This window comes from Meiothermus sp., assembly GCF_025060375.1.
Lineage (GTDB): Bacteria > Deinococcota > Deinococci > Deinococcales > Thermaceae > Meiothermus.
In genome coordinates this window covers 1-16,144 of the sequence record NZ_JANXCG010000056.1, presented here as the reverse complement: position 1 = coordinate 16,144, position 16,144 = coordinate 1, and the positions used below count along the sequence as shown (strand labels likewise).

At 65.6% G+C, this 16,144-nt stretch carries 16 protein-coding genes; 7 read left to right on the top strand and 9 right to left on the bottom strand.

Annotated features, from left to right (window positions below; all coding sequences use genetic code 11):
- Positions 1–62: 62 nt before the first annotated feature.
- A complete protein-coding gene (locus tag NZ849_RS07210) occupies positions 63–956 on the bottom strand; it encodes a diacylglycerol kinase family protein (protein WP_295405650.1) in 894 nt (297 codons plus the stop codon).
- A gap of 70 nt (positions 957–1,026) precedes the next feature.
- Between NZ849_RS07210 and NZ849_RS07205 the strand changes: the two genes are divergently transcribed.
- Positions 1,027–1,887, top strand: a complete 861-nt coding sequence (locus NZ849_RS07205; RefSeq protein WP_295405725.1) for a GNAT family N-acetyltransferase — start codon at positions 1,027–1,029, stop codon at positions 1,885–1,887.
- An 18-nt stretch (positions 1,888–1,905) separates the two neighbouring features.
- Here NZ849_RS07205 and NZ849_RS07200 read toward each other — a convergent pair whose 3' ends face one another.
- Genes NZ849_RS07200 through NZ849_RS07180 form a run of 5 tightly spaced genes read right to left on the bottom strand, consistent with a single transcriptional unit; the run spans position 1,906 to position 6,950 of the window.
- On the bottom strand, positions 1,906–3,057 hold the full coding sequence (locus NZ849_RS07200) for a pyridoxal phosphate-dependent aminotransferase (RefSeq protein ID WP_295405648.1): 1,152 nt from the start codon (positions 3,055–3,057) through the stop codon (positions 1,906–1,908).
- Positions 3,058–3,098: 41 nt separating this feature from the next.
- Positions 3,099–3,623, bottom strand: a complete 525-nt coding sequence (locus tag NZ849_RS07195; protein ID WP_295405647.1) for a DUF402 domain-containing protein — start codon at positions 3,621–3,623, stop codon at positions 3,099–3,101.
- Between the two features lies 1 nt (position 3,624).
- Positions 3,625–4,941: a TldD/PmbA family protein gene (locus tag NZ849_RS07190; protein ID WP_295405646.1), complete on the bottom strand. Its 1,317-nt coding sequence runs from the start codon at positions 4,939–4,941 to the stop codon at positions 3,625–3,627.
- A 16-nt stretch (positions 4,942–4,957) separates the two neighbouring features.
- Complete coding sequence (locus NZ849_RS07185; protein ID WP_295405723.1) at positions 4,958–6,352, bottom strand: TldD/PmbA family protein; 1,395 nt, start codon at positions 6,350–6,352, stop codon at positions 4,958–4,960.
- A gap of 43 nt (positions 6,353–6,395) precedes the next feature.
- The gene (locus NZ849_RS07180; protein WP_295405645.1) at positions 6,396–6,950 is read right to left on the bottom strand and encodes a glycerol-3-phosphate acyltransferase; all 555 of its coding nucleotides are present in this window, start codon (positions 6,948–6,950) and stop codon (positions 6,396–6,398) included.
- A 250-nt stretch (positions 6,951–7,200) separates the two neighbouring features.
- Between NZ849_RS07180 and NZ849_RS07175 the strand changes: the two genes are divergently transcribed.
- From NZ849_RS07175 to carA, 4 genes are read left to right on the top strand one after another with little or no spacing between them, the layout of a single operon-like run.
- The gene (locus NZ849_RS07175; protein ID WP_295405644.1) at positions 7,201–8,394 is read left to right on the top strand and encodes an argininosuccinate synthase; all 1,194 of its coding nucleotides are present in this window, start codon (positions 7,201–7,203) and stop codon (positions 8,392–8,394) included.
- Between the two features lie 8 nt (positions 8,395–8,402).
- Positions 8,403–9,797 carry an argininosuccinate lyase gene (argH, locus tag NZ849_RS07170; protein WP_295405643.1) on the top strand — a complete coding sequence of 465 codons (1,395 nt, stop codon included), beginning with the start codon at positions 8,403–8,405 and terminating at the stop codon, positions 9,795–9,797.
- Complete coding sequence (locus NZ849_RS07165) at positions 9,794–10,348, top strand: N-acetyltransferase (protein WP_295405642.1); 555 nt, start codon at positions 9,794–9,796, stop codon at positions 10,346–10,348. The genes argH and NZ849_RS07165 overlap by 4 nt, the downstream gene beginning before the upstream one ends.
- 18 nt (positions 10,349–10,366) lie before the next feature.
- A complete protein-coding gene (gene carA, locus NZ849_RS07160; protein ID WP_295405641.1) occupies positions 10,367–11,533 on the top strand; it encodes a glutamine-hydrolyzing carbamoyl-phosphate synthase small subunit in 1,167 nt (388 codons plus the stop codon).
- Here the strand turns inward: carA and NZ849_RS07155 are convergent.
- Entirely contained in the window at positions 11,530–12,195 is a 666-nt protein-coding gene (locus NZ849_RS07155; protein WP_295405640.1) for a hypothetical protein, read from the bottom strand. The two genes, carA and NZ849_RS07155, sit on opposite strands and share 4 nt — an antisense overlap.
- 49 nt (positions 12,196–12,244) lie before the next feature.
- On the opposite strand from NZ849_RS07155, the gene NZ849_RS07150 reads away from it, so the two are divergent.
- Both NZ849_RS07150 and holA read left to right on the top strand, forming a co-directional pair.
- Positions 12,245–12,568: a DUF4160 domain-containing protein gene (locus NZ849_RS07150; RefSeq protein WP_295405639.1), complete on the top strand. Its 324-nt coding sequence runs from the start codon at positions 12,245–12,247 to the stop codon at positions 12,566–12,568.
- Complete coding sequence (gene holA / locus NZ849_RS07145) at positions 12,565–13,473, top strand: DNA polymerase III subunit delta (protein WP_295405638.1); 909 nt, start codon at positions 12,565–12,567, stop codon at positions 13,471–13,473. Before NZ849_RS07150 ends, holA begins: the two co-directional genes overlap by 4 nt.
- A 2-nt stretch (positions 13,474–13,475) precedes the next feature.
- Here the strand turns inward: holA and NZ849_RS07140 are convergent, their stop codons facing one another.
- Together NZ849_RS07140 and NZ849_RS07135 are read right to left on the bottom strand one after the other, a co-directional pair.
- Positions 13,476–14,441 (bottom strand): calcium/sodium antiporter, encoded by a 966-nt coding sequence (locus tag NZ849_RS07140; RefSeq protein WP_295405637.1) that lies wholly within the window; start codon positions 14,439–14,441, stop codon positions 13,476–13,478.
- 38 nt (positions 14,442–14,479) lie between these two features.
- The gene (locus NZ849_RS07135) at positions 14,480–15,664 is read right to left on the bottom strand and encodes an N-acetylmuramoyl-L-alanine amidase (RefSeq protein ID WP_295405636.1); all 1,185 of its coding nucleotides are present in this window, start codon (positions 15,662–15,664) and stop codon (positions 14,480–14,482) included.
- Positions 15,665–16,144 lie beyond the last annotated feature (480 nt).

Sequence of the window (16,144 nt, the reverse complement as noted above, 5' to 3'; positions counted from 1 at the left end):
GGGGCGCTGAGCCCTATGCTCCCTAATGTACCAGGCCAGCCCATGGCTGGTGTGGTTACACATCACCCTCCAAAGCCGGCCACCGAAAGGCCCCCAGGCACTACCTGCACGCGGTACTCGGTGGAGGGTGGGATCAGCTCACCGTCGGTATGGGCAGGGACGGGGCGATCGAAGCGGGCTAGGAAGGCCTCGCCCTGGAAGAAGCGCAACCGGGGATGGTGCACGTGCCGGCCAGTCAGCAGACGGGGCAGGATGCCCACCACCCCCAGCCGGCTGAACCTGCCTGCCACCGCCACCGAGAGCAGCCCATCGGTGGGTACAGCCTGGGGCACGATGGGGATGCCACCGCCGTAGGTGGGCGCGTTCATCAGGGCTACCAGCAGGCTCGGGCCTTGGTAGAGCAGGCGGTCGTTCTGGTAAAGCTCCAGCTGCGGCAGCTCGAGCTCCCGGAGCACCCCGAAGAGAGAGTACAAGTAGCGCGGCATGCCCCGCAAAAGGGTGGGGGCCTCTAGGGCCTTGCGGGCCACTGCGGCGTCAAACCCGATGCCCAGGCTGGCCCCATAGGGTTGTTGGTTGACCAGGCCCAGGTCCACAGGGTGCGCTGGGGCCCGCAGCGCGGCCTCCACCGCAGCCTCCAGCCCGAGCCGGTGCAGGCCCACCATCCGGGCGAAGTCGTTGCCGCTGCCGATGGGCACCACCCCCAGGGCTTTGTCCGAGCCTGCCAGGCCCCGCACCACCTCGTGGACGGTGCCGTCACCGCCCACGGCCACCACCCGGCTTTGGGAGGGAGCTTTCTGGGCCAGCTCGGTGGCATGGCCGGGGCGTTGGGTTACCGCCACCTCGACCCTCAGGCCATCCGCCCGCCGCTGGATGAGGCGCTGCAGGTGCTCCAGCATCCGGCCGACCCTGCCCCGCCCGGCGGCGGGATTGACGACAAAGAGGACATAAGGGCTCATTTTGCGTGGCCCGATTCTAACAAAAGTGGGCGTAGTACAATACGAAAAACGCCGTTTGCGGGGGTGTGCGGTGAACCGACCGGTGACCCAGCAGCACCTTTCCCAGCTCGCCGAACTTTTGGCCTGGATGGATCAGGCCCCCGAGCGTCGGGCTCTGGCCCCAGAGGCCCGTACCCCCGAAGGCCTTTGGTGGGAGCTTCTGGTGGGCGAGGAGCAGGCCTGGGTTTGGCTCGAGGGAGGTCGGGTGGAGGGCTACGGGGCCCTGGTGCCCTTTTGGGATGGGGCGGCGCTCGAGGGCCCCATCGTCCGAGGAGGGGATGGCCGGGCCTTGCTGGCCCACCTCATCCGCAAAGCCCGCCAGCGGGGCTATTCTGCCCTGTACGCCTTTCCTGAGGCCCGCAACCAAAGGGTCCGAAGCCTCTTGGAAGGGATGGGTTTTTCTGCCCAGCACACCACCTACTTCTACACCATCGGGCGGGCCGACCTTTCCTGCCCGGTACCCCAGGGTTTTCGGATTGAGCGGGTTGAGCGCTGTGACCCTGAGGTCTACCGGGAGCTCTACAGCCGGGTTGAGGATGGCTGGAGCCTGCGCCTGCGCTGGACCGACGAGGAGCTCTGCCAGCACTTTCTGGAGGCTGGGGTGGAGCTTTTCCTGGCCTACAGCCGAAAGGGGCAGGCGGTGGGCCTGGCTGAGCTCGAGCTGGGGGACAAGGAGGCTGAGGTGGCCTACATTGGGGTGGTGCCCGAGGCCCGGGGTAGAGGCCTGGGGCGGGCCCTGCTGGGTGCTGTGGCCGACTGGGCCTTTGCCCAGCCCACCGTTGAGCTCCTCCGGGTGCGGGCCCATGACCACGAAAAAGCCGCACAGACCCTCTACCGCGGTTTGGGTTTTCGCGAAGAGAGCGCGGTGATGACCTACGCTATGGAGTTCTAGGCTAGAGGAGCGCCTCGCCTAGAGAACGGCCGCGATTCGCTCCAAGGCCTTGCGGATGTTCTCCTCGCTGGTGGCGTAGCTGAAGCGCACGTGCCGTGGGGCGGCGAAGTCGGTGCCCGGGACCACCGCTACCCGGGCCTCGTTGAGCAGCCTGAGCGCGGCCCGTTGCTCGTCGGGGTCTACGCGCGAGACATCGGATAGAACGTAAAAGGCTCCGCTAACCCGCGGGGTGGGCAGGCCCAGGGCGTTGAGCCCCTCCACGATGATGCTCCGACGGGCCCGGTAGGCCTCACGGGCCATGGTGATAAAGCGCTGGGCTTCCTCCACGTTGTTTAGGGCCTCCACCATAGCCCACTGGGCGATGGTATCGGGGCTGGTGGTGGACTGGCTGGAAACATCGATGATGCCCTTGATGACCTCTTTAGGGCCACCTGCATAGCCGATGCGCCAGCCAGTCATAGCGAAGGCTTTGGCCGCGCCGTTGACGGTGATGGTATGCTCAGGGGCGACCCGCGCGGGGGAGAAGTGCTCGCCTTCGTAGATGAGGTGCTCGTAGATTTCGTCGGAAACCACGTAGAGGTCATATTTCTGGGCCAGCTCGGCGATGGCCGTGAGCACCTCCTTGGGGTAGACCGCACCGGTGGGGTTTCCCGGGGAGTTGACCACGATGGCCTTGGTGCGGGAGGTTATCCTGCGCTCGATATCGGCAGGGTCGGGGATGAAGCCCGACTCGGGGCCGGTGAGCACCTCCACCGGCACCCCCTCGGCGAAGCGCACCATCTCGGGATAGCTAACCCAGTAAGGGCCGATGACGATGACCTCGTCCCCAGGGTTGAGGATAGCCTGGAAGAGATTGAATAGGGCCTGCTTGCCGCCCACCGTGACCACGGTGGCCTCCGGGGGTATTTCCAGTCCGTTTTCGCGCTTGAACTTCGCGCTGATGGCCTCCCGCAACTCTGGGATGCCGGCGGGCGGGGCGTACTTGGTCTTGCCCGCGGCCAGGGCCCGTATGGCCGCCTCCTTGATGAACTGAGGGGTGTCGAAGTCGGGCTCCCCGGCGGTCATGGCGATGAGATCTACCCCCTGTCGCCGTAGCTCCATGGCCTTGGCGTTCACCGCTACGGTGGCGGAGGGCTTCAGGGTCCGGACACGGTTGGACAGGCCTCGCATATCCGTAGATTGTCCCCCGCCTGGGGTGTGGGGTCAAGCCCTCAGACCCGCTCCAGCCAGTCTCCTCCCTGGGCTGGCGGCCGCACAGGCCAGGCCCACCGCCGCATATGGGCCTCCACCTCTTCCACCGCTTTCCTGGCCCTTTCCACCCACTCGGCTGGATAGAACGGGAGCTTGGTGGCGAACTCCTCTAGGTCCAGGGTTTGGCAGGTGTGGTCGGCCTTGCACCGGACATCTATCTCTAGGTCGTACTGCCAGATGCGGCCCTCCTCAAACTGCGGAGGGGTCTGGATGTTCCAGTAGTACTCCAGAACCCGTCCTTGGGCGTCCAGGTCGGGCCCTCCTGAGTACCAGCGGTCCGCAAAGAAGGCCACGTAGGCCTGGTGGGGCACCTCCACCACGCGCCCTTTGCTCTCGTGGTGGAAGCGAAAGCCGATCGGCATGTGGACCAGCACCCCTTCCTCCCGTAGCTCGGCCACCTCTGCTTCCCACCAGTAGTGGAGGGTGTGGCCGGGGTATTTCCAAAACTCAACCCGCAGGGCCTGCCCGACCCGGTAGCCGCGCATTCTAAGCCCCAGCAAAGGACAGCTCGGCTACCTCTACCATGGGCGAGCCCACGATGCCCATCATGGGGTTCCACTCGAGCTCCGTTCCCAAGGCGGTGATGCGGGAGAGGAGCTCCAGGAAATTCCCCGCCACGGTAAAGTTCTCCACCGGGTAGGCTACCTCGCCCCCCTCCACCCAGAGGCCCAGGGCCTGTAGGCTGAACTCGCCCGAGATGGGATTGGCCCCAGCATGCAGGCCCATCAGGTCGGTGATCACAACCCCTCTGTCGGGTCTGACCCCCTGGCCCGGCTCCACGAAGAGGTTGGTAGGGGCGACGCCCAGCACCCCCTTGTAGCTGCGGGCGGCGTGGCCGGTGTTCTCGGCCCCCATCTTGCGGGCGGTTTCGGCATTGTGGGCGAAGGTGCGCAAGACCCCCCGCTCAATAAGCACCGTCCGCTTGGAGGGGGTGCCCTCGGCGTCAAAGGGGCGGGAGGCCAGCCCGCCCGGGAGGGTGGGGTCGTCTACCAGGGTGAAGATCTCCGAGGCTACCTTTTGGCCGATTTTGCCTGCCAGGAGGCTCTTACCCTCCAGCACGTTCTTAGCCGAGAGCAGGAACCAGCCCATGGTGCCCAGCAGCTGGGCGAAGGCTTTGGGTTCAAAGTAGGCCCTGTAGCGCCCGGTCTTGAGGGGGCGGGCCCCCAGCAGGCGGCCGGTGTTCTGTAGGAACGCCTGGGCGGTGCGGCCTGGCTCGAGAGCGTGGAACTCCTTGGCCAGCTCGAACTCGTAGCCCTGTTTGAGGCTCTGCCCCTCGCCCATCACGGCGTTGGTCAGGAGCAGGGCATAGCCGTTGCGGAAAGCCCCAGAGACCCCCCCGGTGGAGCCCAGGATGGCCTGGGTCTCGTGCTCGGCGTAACGGGTCATCTGCACCTGTTTGACCCGAGGGTCAACCCGCAGGCCCGCCTCGAGGTCCAGGGCCTTTTGGCGTTTTTGCTCCAGCGGGGCCGAAAGCCCTTCGCCCAGAAGGTCGTGCCGGCCCAGCGCTCCGCCGACCGGTAGGAACCCCCCTGCCTCCGATTGCAACAGGGCGTTTTCGCGGGCCTCCTGCAAGACCCAGTCCAGGGCTTCTGGGGTCAGCTCCTCGGTGTAGGCGTAGCCGGTCTTGCCCGCCACCACTGCCCGGACCCCCACGCCACCCTGGTTGGCCTGGGTGATTTCCTCAATCCGGCCCTCCCGGGCCTGCACCGCGAGCTCGCGGTTCTTTGCGGCCAGCACCTCGAGCTCCAGCCCCAGCTCCCGAGCCTTGCGCAAAAGGTAGTCTTTGGCTTCCTCAAAGGTCATGTGCCCTCCCTCAGGCTCAGGCCTGTCCCCCTACCACAATCTCCGAAATGAGCAGGTGGGGCTGGCCCACCTCCACCGGTAGGCTGCCCGAAAGCGAGCCGCACATACCGGGGCCCATCTCCAGGTCGTCCGACACCGCCACGATGCGCTTTATGCTCTCAGGACCCTTGCCCACCAGCATGGCCCCCCGCACGGGCTCCTCAACGCGCCCATGGCGGATGATGTAGCCTTCCTTCACGGCAAAGTTGTACTCCCCAGAGCCGGGCAACACCTGTCCGCCGCCCAAGTCGGCGGCATAGAGGCCGAACTCAACGCCCTCAAAGAGCTTCTCCTTGGGCGTGTTGCCGGGGGCAATGAAGGTGTTGCGCATCCGGCTGGTGGGGGCGAAGGTGTAGTCTTGGCGGCGGCCCGAGCCGGTGGGCCGGTAGCCGGTGAGGAGGCTGCCCCAGCGGTCTACCATGTAGCTTTTCAGCACCCCGTTTTCGATCAGCACGGTGCGCTCGGTAGGCCGGCCCTCATCATCGAACTCCGAGGAGCCCCAGCCGTGCGGGATGGTTCCGTCGTCAATGTAGGTCACGCAGTCGGCAGCCACCTTTTCGCCCAGTCGGTCGGCCAGGACGCTGGTCTTGCGGGCCACGGAGGTGGTCTCGAGCAGATGACCTAAGGCCTCGTGGAAGATGACCCCCCCGAAGCCGTTGCCGATGACCACCGGCATAGGACCTGCCGGTGCGGGCTTGGCCCGCAGGTTGGTGAGGGCCTGCAGGCCCGCCTTGCGCCCTACCTCAGCAGGGGGGTAGCGGTCAAAGAGCTCCAGGCCCACCGAGAGGCCTGGTCCTGCCACCCCGGTCTGTAGGCCCCCCTCGCCCTGGGCGATGGCGGTTACGTAGAGCCGGGTGCGCACCCGGCGGTCCTCGCACCAGGCCCCCTCGCTGTTGGCCACCAGCACCTCCTGCTCCCACTCCAGAAGCTGGGTTTGCACCTGTACGATCTCGGGGCCCACCCGGGCCCCCGCCTCGGCCTCCAGAAGGCGCTCCAGCCGGTAGCGCTTGTCCCGTGCGGAAAGGGGTACCACCGGGGCGTGCAGCCCTTGGGCCACCGCCTTGCGAAAGTCGAGCCCGCCCCGCCCGGCTTGGTCCACCTGGCCGGCCTGGCCCTTCAAGCGCACCAAGGTCTCGCTGACCTCCAGCAGCCCCTCTGGGCTTAGGTCGTTGGTGTAGCCGTAGACCACCTCAGTGCCGTAGAAGAGCCTGAGCCCTGCCCCGTACTCTATCCCGCTGGTGGCCTCCTTCACCTCGCCAGAGAGCAGCCGCACAGCCCGCCGCCGCCAGCGCTCCACGTACAGCTCGGCAAAGCTGGCCCCTCCTCTTCGGGCCTGTCCCAACACCTCGCTAACCAGCGTCTCGTCCAGCATCCTTCTCACCTAGGGCAAGCTTAGCAGCTCCTTGGGCTGTGTCTTAGGGACGTCGGTTCCAATCGGCCAGGTGCTTGAGCACCACTGGTACAGCCACCCCAAAGCCGAACCAGAGGTAGGCCAGACTTGCCCCCAGCGAGCTCGAGGCCAGCGGAAAGACCAGCGCTGAAAGCAGAACGCTTCGGTAGGGGTGGCGGGTGAGCAGGTAGGCCAGCCCGAAAGACCCAAAGGCCACCCCCAGCAGCGCTGGGTGGACTGCGAAGAGAACCCCTAGGCTGGGGGCAATGCCCTTTCCGCCCCGTCCCAGGAGCCAGACTGAGTAGCAGTGGCCCCACACCGCCAGGCTTCCCCCCAGGAGCCCTCCCCCAGGGTGCTGGGCCAGGAACTCTCCCAAGGCCACCGCCATCAGGCCCTTTGCGATGTCCAGCACCAGCACCATAAGCCCAGGCACCGCCCCCAGCACCCGCCAGGCGTTGCGGGCACCGATGTTTCCTGAGCCTTCGGTCAACAGGTTCTTGTTTTGCAGTATCCCAAACCAGTAGGCGAAGGGCAGCGAGCCCAGCAGGTAGCCGGCCAGACCGGCGTACATCCACTCCATGGGCCCAGGCTACCAGAAGCCCCCTTCCCCGTTGGGGTGAAGGCTTGGGCGGGCTGTCCCCACGGCTTTTATAAAAATGCAGATAAGGAGGCGGTTTCTCCTGCCCTCCGGGGGAGAGAACTTGACTGACCAGGAGGGGCTTCGTATACTTATGCGATGCGTTGGGGGTGGACGGTGGTTGTGTCCGCCGGGGCGAGGCTGTAGTGTGTAGCTTCGTGCGGGGCGTCTTCCCGGCTCAAGAGGTGAATGGATGAAGATCGTGCTTGCGTACTCCGGCGGCCTGGACACCAGCATTATCCTCAAGTGGCTGATTGAGAACTACAACGCCGAGGTCATCACCTTCACCGCCGACATTGGTCAAGGCGAGGAAGTGGAAGAGGCGCGGCAGAAAGCCTTGAGAACTGGGGCGTCCAAGGCCTACGCCTTGGACCTGCGCGAGGAGTTCGTGCGGGACTTTGTCTTTCCCATGATGCGTTCCGGGGCCTTGTATGAGGGCTACTATCTGTTGGGTACCTCTATTGCTCGCCCCCTCATCGCCAAGCACCTTGTGCGCATTGCTCAGGAGGAGGGGGCTGAGGCCATCGCCCACGGGGCCACCGGCAAGGGCAACGACCAGGTGCGCTTTGAGCTCACCGCCTATGCCCTAAAACCCGACATAAAGGTCATTGCGCCTTGGCGGGAGTGGGACCTGGTAAGCCGCACGCAGATGATGGAGTACGCTGCCCTCCACGGCATCCCGGTGCCCACTACCCCCGAAAAACCCTACAGCGTGGACTCCAACCTGCTGCACAACTCCTTTGAGGGCGGCGTTCTGGAGGACCCTTGGGCTGAGCCCCCCTCGGGGATGTTCCGCATGACCCAGGACCCCTGGGACGCCCCCGATGAGCCTGAGCTGGTGGAGCTAGAGCTCGAGGGCGGCGACGTGGTGGCGGTAAACGGCGAGCGGCTTTCCCCTGCGAGCCTGCTGGCCCGGCTCAACGAGATCGGTGGGCGGCATGGGATTGGGCGGGTAGACCTGGTGGAAAACCGCTTTGTGGGCATGAAGTCGCGCGGGGTCTACGAGACCCCGGGGGGTACCCTCATCTACCACGCCCGGCGGGCCATAGAGAGCCTCACCGTGGACCGGGAGGTGTTGCGTCAGCGCGACCAACTCGGGATTAAGTACGCTGAGCTGGTTTACAACGGCTTCTGGTTTGCCCCCGAGCGGGAGGCCCTGCAGGCCTATATGGACCATGTGGCCAAGACCGTGACCGGAACGGTGCGCTTCAAGCTCTACAAGGGGAACATCATCATGGTGGGTCGCAGGTCGCCGCTCTCGCTTTACGATAAGAGCCTGGTCTCCTTTGACGAGAAGGGCGGCTACAACCAGGCCGACGCCGAGGGTTTCATCAAGTTGAACGCGCTGCGCCTTCGGGTGCGGGCCAAGGCCCAGCCCAAGGACTAGGAGGGGCGTTGAGCGGGAAGCTGCAGAGGACCTGGGGAGGGCGCTTCAGCGAGGCGCCCAGCAAGATTGCGCAGGAGTTCAACGCCTCCTGGAGCTTCGACCAGCGGCTCGCCCTGGTGGACATTGAGGGCTCGCTGGCCCATGCGGCCATGCTGGCCCGCCAGGGCATCCTGAGCCCCGAGGAGGCCGAGCAGATTCGCCAGGGGCTTCTGAGGGTGCGCCAGGAAATTCTGGAGGACCGCTTTCCCTGGCGGGAGGAGCTCGAGGACGTGCACATGAACATAGAGGCCCGCCTCACCGAGCTGGTGGGCCCGGTGGGGGGCAAGCTGCACACCGCTCGCAGCCGCAACGACCAGGTGGCCACTGACCTGCGGTTGTGGTTGCGGGGTGAGCTCACCGCCTTGCTGGAGGAACTCAGGACCTTGCGCAGGGTGCTGGTGGAGGAGGCTGAGCGGTACCTCGAGCCTCCCCTCGTCCTGCCCGGCTATACCCACCTGCAGAGGGCCATGCCGGTCCTCCTTTCCCACTGGTTCTTGGCCTACTACGAGATGCTGACCCGCGACACAGGACGTATCCAGGATGCGCTAAGGCGGCTCAACGAGTCCCCTTTGGGAGCGGCGGCGCTCGCGGGAACGGGCTTTCCCATAGACCGCCACTACACGGCCCAGGCGCTGGGTTTTGACCGGCCCATGCGCAACTCCCTGGATGCGGTGGCCTCGCGCGACTTCGTCCTAGAAGCTCTGGCCGCTTTGACCATTGGTCAGGTCCACCTCTCGCGGCTGGCCGAGGAGATAGTCCTCTACTCCACCTTTGAATTCGGCTTTGTAACCCTGCCGGATGCCTTCTCCACCGGCTCCTCCATCATGCCCCAGAAGAAGAACGCCGACCACGCGGAGCTGATCCGGGCCAAGGTGGGGCGGGTGCTGGGGAGTTTCGTGGCCCTGGCCACCCTGACCAAGGGGCTTCCCCTGGCCTACAACAAAGACCTCCAGGAGGACAAGGAACCCCTCTTCGATGCGGTGGACACCTACCGGGCCTCGGTCCGGCTGCTTGCGGCCATGTTGCCGGGCCTCCGCTGGAACCCCGAAGCCATGGCTCGAGCCGCCGAGTCGGGCTTTTCCCTGGCTACCGAACTGGCCGACTACCTGGCCCTGCGGGGGGTGCCCTTCCGGGAGGCCCACCATGTGGTAGGGCGCGTTGTGCGCCACTGCGCTGAGTCGGGCAAGGAGCTGCGCGACCTGAGCCTCGCTGAGCTGCAAGGCTTCCATCCTTTGTTCGGCGAGGAGGCCCTATCCCTCACCCGTTTGGAGACGGCCATCCACCGCCGAAAAAGCTACGGGGGTACCGCGCCTGAAGCGGTGCGGCAGGCCCTTAGCCAGGCCAAGATTGAGGTAGAGGCATGAGCGACCCCGTTGAACTGGCCACCACCCCTTTGCCCAAGGTGCGCCGCGAGGCCGACGTGGAGCTGCGCAAGGCCCGCATAAAGGATGTGGACCAGATTTACCAGCTCATCCGATACTGGGCCGAACGGGGCCTGATGCTGGTGCGCAGCCACAACCACCTCTACGAGAACCTGCGCGACTTCTTCGTACTTGAGGACGAGGACGGCCACATCGTTGGGAGCGGGGCCCTGCACATCCTTTGGCACGACATCGCTGAGGTGCGGGGGCTGGCCATCCACCCTGAGCGGCAGGGGCAGGGTTTGGGGCGCTGGATTGCCCTGGCCGCCGAGCGGGAGGCCAAGGACCTGGGCATTCCTCAGATCTTCGCCTGGACGCTGCAGGTTCGGTTCTTCACCAGCCTGGGCTACCACGTGACCACCCGCGAAGCCCTGCCGCCCAAGGTCTACGCCGAGTGCAGCGCCTGCCCCTTTTACGACAACTGCCGTGAGATTGGGGTGACCAAGATCCTGAGCCCGGAAGAGGCTTACAAAAGGCCCACCAGTGGCCCGTAGGATGGAGTGGGGGATGAGATGAGAGAGCGCGCAGTGTTGGTGCTGGAGGACGGGACCGTCTACCACGGCTACGCCTTTGGGCACCGGGGCAAGAGTGTGGGGGAGGTGGTCTTCAACACCGCCCAGACCGGTTATCAGGAAATCCTGACCGACCCTAGCTACAACGGGCAGATTGTGGTGATGACCTACCCCCACCAGGGCAACTATGGGGTGAACGTCTTTGACATGGAGAGCAACCGGCCCTGGGTGCGAGGCTTTGTGGCCCGGGAGTTCAGCCGCTATGCTGCGGGCCCCCGGGCTCAGCAGAGCCTGGAGGCGTTCCTTCAGGACACCGGTGTGGTGGGGCTGGAGGGCATAGATACCCGGGCCCTGGTGCGCAAAATTCGCGAGGGGGGTGTGCTCAAGGGGGTGATTGCCCATGCCAGCTACTTTGGTTCACCTGACCATCGCTTTACCCCAGAAGACCTCTCGGCCCTGCAGGAAGAGGCGCGCCGCTGGACCGACATTGACGGGCGGGACATGACGCCGGAGGTCTCCACCCCGCTACCCTACCAGTTCCCCACCTTCAAAGGCTCCCGCCGGGTGGTGGTGATGGACTTCGGCATCAAGCACGCCCAGATGCGCTACATGGCCGAGCTGGGGTTTGAGCTGATCGTGGTGCCGGGCAAGACCGGCCCGGCGCAGATTATGGCCCTAGAGCCCCACGGCCTCTTCGTCTCCAACGGACCCGGCGACCCTAGCATGCCCCGCTACGCCCACGAGACCCTCTGGAAGCTGATGGGCCTTCTGCCTACCTTTGGCATCTGCCTGGGGCACCAGCTGCTGGGCCTGGCGGCAGGGGGGCGCACCTTTAAGCTCAAGTTCGGCCACCGGGGGGCCAACCACCCGGTCAAGAACCTGCTCACCGGCAAGATTGAAATCACCAGCCAAAACCACGGCTACGCGGTAGACCCTGACACCCTCAAGGACTTCAGGCCTACCCACATCAACCTCAACGACGGGACGCTGGAGGGTATGGCCCACCTGCGCTATCCGGTCTTCAGCGTCCAGTACCACCCCGAAGCCTGTCCTGGCCCCCACGACTCGCTTTACCTGTTCCACCGCTTCTTGGAGGAGGTAGACGCCTTCAACGGGCTGACTGGGCTTCCGGTGGAGAAGCAGCGGGTGGGGAGCCTGGGCATCTAGGGGGCCTCCAGCGCGGCCTGGTATAGCGCCAGCCGCTCGAGCCGCACTAGGGGGATGCCTCCTTCCGGGTGACCCCAGAAACCCGGGTCCGCTGGTCTTCCTGCTCCCCGGCGCAGGAGGGCTTCGAGCTGGCTCGAGCGCGCCGCCTGGCGTAGCCGCTCCCGATGGACCAGCAGAACCTCGGCCGGCCGACTGGGCCGAGAGGCCCCGTCCCCGGGGTGGAAGCCGAAGAGCAGCTCCAGGTCGTTGTCGTAGCCGTCCCCATCCGAGTCCAAACCGTCGCGGGTAGCCTCCGCGAGGGCCTGGCGAACCTGGGTCGGGCTGAGCTGGAAGATGCTCTTGCGCTCGGCACCTTCCATCTCCGCTAAGAGCCGCTGCACTGCGGCCCGGTAGTCCTGGCCGAAAGGGTTGAAATTCCCACTCCCCTCGGCCCCTACATGGCAGAGGGCGCAGGTGGCCTGTTTGGGGTCCAGGTGGTAGCGGACCGCCAGCTCCTGCAAAGAGGGCACCCCAAACCGCAGTGGAGGGGTGGCCGCGGGGATCAGACCCAGCGCATCGGTGTAGCGGCCTCGCTCCCGGAAAAGCTCGCCCAAGCCGCGCCAGCTGTAGAAGAAGAACCCCGCCAGTATGGCCAGAGCCAGGATAAACCGAAGCCGCAGCACCGCTCCTGCAATTCTACCGGCGCTGGGTTCAAGACAGTAGACTAAGGGCGTGCTGACCCTTTTGCGCCGCGCTGGTTTCCGCTTCTACGTAAAGTCGGGCAGCGCCCAGGAGAAGCCGCATGTGTACGTGACCCGGGACGGCCAGGCCTGGGCCAAGTTTACCCTAGACCCGGTGGGGCTGGTGGTCAACAACGGCCTGCCCCGCAACGAGCTCAACCGGGCCCAGGGGATGACCATGGAGCTCGAGCCCCAGCTCCTGCAGCTCTGGTGGGATTACGCCAAAACCCAAGGGGTCCGGCTTCCTGAGGAGGAAGACCCTCGAAAGCCCGCCCCCCTTTCCACCGCGCCCGAGACCGAGACGCCGGCGCAATGATACTGGTCTTCACCGGTGAGCCCTTCTTAGCTCGCGAGGCCCTCCTGCAGGAGGCCCGCCTGCAGGGTCTTCCGCTCCGCTTGGTGCCTCCCGACGCCGCTCTCGTGGCTCAGGAGGTTCAGGGGGGGCTGTTTGGTCCTGGTGGAGCCCTGGTGGACCTGCGCGAGCTGGCCGAGGCCGACTGGAAGCCCTTGCGGGAGGTGCTGGAAGCCCTGCCTAAAGGGGCTGTGGTCCTGCTCCTTGATCCCAAGCCGAGCGCGTCCCGGGGCCGCTGGTACGCCGAGAGGGCCCAAAGGCGCGACCACCCCGTCCCAGGCCCCAGGGAGCTGGCCCAGTGGGTAGCCAACCGCGCCCGCCACCACGGGCTTAGGCTGAGCGGGGCGGTTGCCTCCTACCTGGCTGGCCTGGTGGGGGGTAGGGAGAACCCCATGGGCCTGGAGGCCCTCGATCAGGAGCTGCGCAAGCTCACCCTAGCAACCCCTCCCCTCACCCTGGAAAAGGTACAGGCCCTGGTGGCCCTGGACCCTCCCCTTTCGGGGTTTGAGCTGGTGCGCGCCACTGCGGAGGGCCGGCTCACCCAAGCCTTGCGCCTAGGGCGCGACCTTCTGGAGCGGGGTGAAGACCCTTTGCGCATCCTGGCGGCTCTTTCCTGGCAGTACGTGCAGGTGGCCAAGGCTTGGGCCCTCCTGCGGGATGAACCTTTCCTTGGGGAGGGGGCTTTGGCGAAAGCCCTTGGCCTTCACCCTCTCGCCGCCAAGCAGGCCTTGTCCCTGGCCAAGGGGATGAGCGGCGAGGCAGTGGGGCGGGCCCTGGAAATCCTTTTGGAAGCCGAGCTGGCGGCCAAAACCGGGAAGGACCCACGCCTGGCCCTGGAGCGGGCAGTGGTGGGGCTTTGCTCCCCCTAGGGCTAGGCCCCTTGCGAGCTGTGCAGAATCCAGACGATGTAAAGGGCATACAGGCCCAGAAAAACCCCACCTTCGCGTCGCCCTAGGCGTAGCCCTGTGGCCAGAAAAGGCCAGAGCAAAAGGCTGGCCCCAAGCATTACCCATGCGTCCCGGGCCACGCTCTCCCAAGGGAGGCTTATCGGCGCCACCGAGGCCGTGGCGCCCAGGATACCCAGGATGTTGAAGATGTTTGAGCCTACGATGTTGCCCAAAGCGATGTCCGGCTCATGCCGCAGGGCGGCGGTAATGGAGGCCGCCACCTCGGGGAGGCTGGTGCCCAAAGCAACCACCGTGAGGCCGATGACCAGCTCGGGCACCCCAAGGGCCTGGGCCAGGGCAACCGATCCTTTCGTGAGGACGCGAGCCCCCACGCCCAGCAGCACCAGCCCTAGAACGACCCCAAGGTAGCTTTTCCAGCTTGCCTGCGAGGGCCGGCCGTACTCCTGGTCGAATTCTTGCTGTACCTCCGCGCTTTCCTCACCATCCCGGAACAGGAACCAGATGTAAAGGCCGAGCAGAAGCAGCAGCAAGATTCCCTCCCCGCGGCCGATCTGCCCGTCAAAGTAGACCATGGGAAAGAGCAGGGCCGTGGTTCCAATCAAGATGGGCATCTCCCGTTTGATGAAAAGGGCCTGGGTTCTGATGGGTTGAATTAGGGCTGTGAGGCCCAGGATGAGCAAGATGTTCAGGATATTGGAGCCCACCACGTTCCCAAGGGCGATGGCTGGACTGCCTGAAAGCGCGGCTGCCAGGCTGGCGGCCAGCTCGGGGCTGCTGGTCCCGAAGGCCACCACTGTCAGCCCCACCACCATGGTGCTCACCCCCCAGCTTCGGGCCAACACCACCGCATTTTTGACCAAGGCCTCTCCCCCAAAGTACAGGAGCACCACGCCTAGCGCAATCAGCAGGAGGTTCAGGAGCCAGTCCATGCCCAGTAGGGTAGCAGACGGGGCCGGACGCTGCCAGCCTAGGGGCTGGGTTCCAGCGGGTGGTCGTTTTCCAGGTAGGCGAGCACCCCTTGAGCAAGGCCGTAGGCCAGCCGGTCGAGGTAGTGGGGGTCGGTGAGGTTCAACCCCTCCAGGGGGTGGCTAAGGTAGCCAACCTCAACCAGAACAGCTGGCACTGTGGTGTGGCGCAACACGTAGAAGTCGGCGCTGCGCACCCCTCGGTTGAAGGCTGCGGTGGTCCCCAGCATGTGGGCCAGCACGCGGCTGGCCAGGCTCCGGGAGAGCTCCTGACGGCGCAGAGAGTTCATCCTTGGAGCGGGGGAGGGGGTGTCCTCGAGGTCGGTTGGGGTGGGCTCGAGCCCTCCCGGCTGAAGCGGTGCGGCGAGCTCCATGGGCGTGGTGACCAGAGGGGATGGGGTGGGGGGCAGCGGTGCAGGGGAGGGGAAAAAGGGCCGTGCCCCGGGTGGGCCGTGGTAGTAGACCTCCAGACCACACCATCCCTCGGCCTTCCCAGGCGGGGCAGCGTTGGCGTGGATGGAGACGAACAGGTGTTTGCCGTTGGCCAGCGCCGCTCGGTACGACAGGTCGGTCCGCTTGTCAGCGGAAAGGGCCGTATCCCCCTCTCGGGTCAAGACCACCTCTACCCCAGCCTCCTGGAGGAAGCGGCGCACCCGTAGGGCTAGCTCCAGGGTGACCCATTTCTCCGCCACCGGTCCTAGGGCTCCTGGGTCGCTTCCCCCATGACCGGCGTCCACCACCACCGAGAAGCGCCGTCCGCTGGCCCTAACGAAGCGGAAGGCGGGTTGTGGGGTAAGCGGGCTCCTATCCACGAAGGCCCCTGAGAGGTCAACCACCAGCCGCTCACCCTCCCCTTCCAAAGCGGGGAGGGATAAGGTGCGGTAGCCCGATCGAGGGGTGGCGCCCTGGGGGGTGAGCAACAGCAACACCGCCCTATCCTCGTGCTGTTCCAGCACGTACCCGGCCAGCTCAGGCCGCTCTACGAACCGTATCCCAGGGCTTACCCCTACCCCTCTCAGGGTAACCCGAAGCGCTGCGCCCAGGGGCTCTATCTCGTAGGTGGCCCCTTTGGGCAGGTCGAGAACCACCCGGGTGAAACCCGGGTGTCCACCCACGCGCACCGGCGGGATGTCTTGGCTTCGCACGCCTGTTGCCAAAAGGAGCAAAAGGAGCGGTAGGGTCCTCAAAGCGGCCTTAGTCTAAAGGCTCTTTCGAGAAGTAGGATGGGTCTTCGTCGGCAGGTCTCCGAGTTGGGATGGCCTTCGGGTTTTGCTACGGACCGTTGCAAGCGGTTTTTGCCGGCCTGCGAGGGGAGGGTGGCCTGGCCGCTGCTCAGCACCCTGGAACCGGAACCGTCGGTTCGGACACCGCTTGGTCTGTCCGGCCTGGGCCGGGCAGTTGGGGGGGTGCGGGCGGGGTTAGCAGGACCGGAGGGGCAGACAGGATGGCGGAGGCCTGAGCGGGGGTGTTCGGATCGTAGAGGCTGGCCTCAAAAGAACCCTAGGGGCTGGGGCCGCATGGCCCATCCCTGAACCCGGCCAGACACATGTGAGACTGGAGGAGTAAAAATGTGGGGACCACTCCAGGAGAGAGGGGGTCCCCACGGATGCAGCTTACCACGGTTGGCAAAGAGGTTTTGCGGGGAGCGCGGAAGGCCCGGGAACTCC